Annotated in this window: 2 protein-coding genes; one reads left to right on the top strand and one right to left on the bottom strand. The window is 59.6% G+C overall.

Annotation, left to right across the window (positions count from 1 at the left end):
- Positions 1-155: 155 nt before the first annotated feature.
- Positions 156-629 (top strand): L,D-transpeptidase, encoded by a 474-nt coding sequence (locus tag EOA85_RS35515; protein WP_127212749.1) that lies wholly within the window; start codon positions 156-158, stop codon positions 627-629.
- An 89-nt stretch (positions 630-718) separates the two neighbouring features.
- Here EOA85_RS35515 and EOA85_RS35510 read toward each other — a convergent pair.
- Positions 719-1,263 (bottom strand): efflux RND transporter permease subunit (locus EOA85_RS35510; RefSeq protein ID WP_206523475.1); only part of this gene is annotated, 545 nt, incomplete at its 5' end.

The following is a 1,263-nucleotide window of genomic DNA, read 5'->3' as shown; positions in this document are numbered from 1 at the left end:
CCCCTACAAATCCCTCGGATAGGCTTTGGGCTGTTAACCATAGGAAACAAATTCGAAACAGAAACGTCTGCCGTGCGAAATCGATCCGAAACGTGACCCAACGATAAGCCGGTCATCGAATTGGAGCCGGCCATATCCGGCAGACGGGGGACATCATGTACACTGCCAGTTCTGCCAAGCTCATCAACATCGCTGCCGCCGCCCTCACGGGTGCGGTTCTTCTGTTCGGCGCCGGTAACGGCATTGCCCATGCTGCCAATCAGGCCGCCAATCAGATAGTGGCGCGGATTTCGCTTTCGCAGCAGACGATGCAAGTCCTGGTCGACGGGCGGCCGACCTTCGCGTGGAAAGTCTCGACCGGCGCCAAGGGGCATGTCACCCCGACCGGCTCGTTCAAGCCGACCCGCATGCACCAAATGTGGTATTCGAGGAAATATGACAACGCGCCGATGCCGCATTCGGTCTTCTTCAAGGGTGGCTACGCTGTGCATGCGACCAATTTCGTCAAGCGCCTCGGCCAGCCGGCCTCGCATGGCTGCGTGCGGCTGCATCCGGTCAACGCCGCCGATTTCTACCAGCTTGTCGAGATTTTCGGTCCGGCCAACACCAGGATCGTCATCGTCAAATAGGTAAGCAAAGACGATCCGCTTGTTAAATACGTTGCGGTCGGACATCACTGCCCAAGAAAAAGGCCGGAAATCCCCGGCCTTTGTGTCAATCAATCAACCGGGACCGGCATCAGCTTCGGGTCCGGCTTCTCGGCGTGATGCGGCAGGTCCTTGCTGGCAATGAAGGTGTAGAACATCGGCACCACGAACAGGGTGAACATGGTCCCCACCAGAATGCCGGTGAAGATCACCAAGCCCATCGAATAGCGCGCCGCCGCACCCGCGCCGCTGGAGATGATCAGCGGCACCACGCCGAGCGCCATCGCAGCCGTCGTCATCAGGATCGGCCTTAGCCGCACCCTGGCCGAGGCGACGATCGCATCGCGCCGCCGCATCCCGTGGAGCTCGCGCTGCTGGTTGGCAAACTCGACCAGGAGAATGCCGTGCTTGGTGATCAGACCGATCAGCGTGATCAGGCCGACCTGCGTGTAGATATTGAGCGTTCCCAGCCCCAGATTGAGCGGCACGATCGCGCCGAAGATCGACAGCGGCACCGACATCATGATGATCAACGGATCGCGGAAGCTTTCGAACTGCGCCGCCAGCACCAGATAGATGACCAGAACGGCTGCCGCGAAGGCGATGATGATCGTAT

Source organism: Mesorhizobium sp. M5C.F.Ca.IN.020.29.1.1, assembly GCF_003997375.1.
GTDB classification, from domain to species: Bacteria; Pseudomonadota; Alphaproteobacteria; order Rhizobiales; family Rhizobiaceae; genus Mesorhizobium; species Mesorhizobium wenxiniae.
The sequence above is the reverse complement of the archived record's forward strand: the minus strand, read 5'-3'. Positions and strand labels throughout refer to the sequence as shown.

What these genes read in the sequence shown, in the direction of transcription:
- EOA85_RS35515 (WP_127212749.1), top strand. Translation starts at nt 156, where the DNA reads ATGTACACTGCCAGTTCTGCCAAGCTCATCAACATCGCTGCCGCCGCC.